This is a genomic window from Sphingomonas sp. 66-10 (genome assembly GCF_001897045.1).
In the GTDB taxonomy this organism is placed as follows: domain Bacteria; phylum Pseudomonadota; class Alphaproteobacteria; order Sphingomonadales; family Sphingomonadaceae; genus Sphingomonas; species Sphingomonas lycopersici.
This window is the reverse complement of sequence record NZ_MKRR01000131.1, coordinates 1-899: the sequence shown is the minus strand read 5'-3', so window position 1 is coordinate 899 and position 899 is coordinate 1. Positions and strand designations below refer to the sequence as shown.

Sequence of the window (899 nt, the reverse complement as noted above, 5' to 3'; positions counted from 1 at the left end):
CCGTCCGCTGGGCGCTCTACGTCGATCTCGGCCTGTTGTTCGGCCTGCCGCTGTTCGCGCTCTATGCGCCCGGCGGCGGCCGGATGGTACAGCGGCATCTGCCGATGGTAGCAATGGTGGCCGGTCTCGCCTGTCTCGCCCTCCTGCTGTCGGCGCTGGGGTTCGCGTTGCAGGCAGCGGCCATGACCGGGCTGCCGCTCACCCAGCCTGATCTTTCCATGGTCGCAGAGCTGTTCAACGGCACGTCCATGGGAACGGCGCTGAAGGCGCGCCTCGTCGCGCTCCTCGTTCTTCTGCTCTCCATCCCCTTCTATCGCCGGCAATCCCGTCCTGCCTTCATCGCCTCCACTCTGGCAGGCGCGGTCGCACTCGCGACCCTCGCCTGGAGTGGGCATGGCGCGGCTGGCGAAGGCGAGGCGGGCTGGCTGCAACTGGGGGCCGATCTCATCCATCTGCTCGCCGCCGGCGCCTGGGTCGGCGCGCTTGCCGCATTCCTCGCGCTGGTACTTCCCAGGCTCGCAACCGACGATCTCGCCGCTCAAGACATGGACCGGGTCACGCTCGCCGAGGAAGCGTTGCGGGGCTTCTCCCTCGTCGGCACGATCATCGTCGCCCTGCTGATCCTGACCGGGACGGTGAACGGCTGGTTCCTCGTCGGTCCGGGCAACATCGCCTCGCTCGGGCAGTCGACCTACGGCCTGCTGCTCATCGCCAAGCTGCTGCTGTTCGCCGGCATGCTGGGCCTGGCCGCGCTCAACCGTTATCGCCTGACCCCGGCACTTGCGCAGGCGATCGAGGAAGAGGACGCGCCACGGGCGCAGGCGCTGCTGCGCGCGAGCCTCGTCGTCGAAGGCGGTCTTGCGATCGTCATTCTCGGGCTCGTCGCCTGGCTGGGGACA

At 68.6% G+C, this 899-nt stretch carries 1 protein-coding gene; it reads left to right on the top strand.

All coding sequences use genetic code 11. The features are described 5' to 3' along the window. Positions 1 to 899: copper homeostasis membrane protein CopD (copD, locus tag BGN95_RS13900; protein ID WP_286772980.1), on the top strand; the 899-nt coding region annotated here is incomplete at both ends.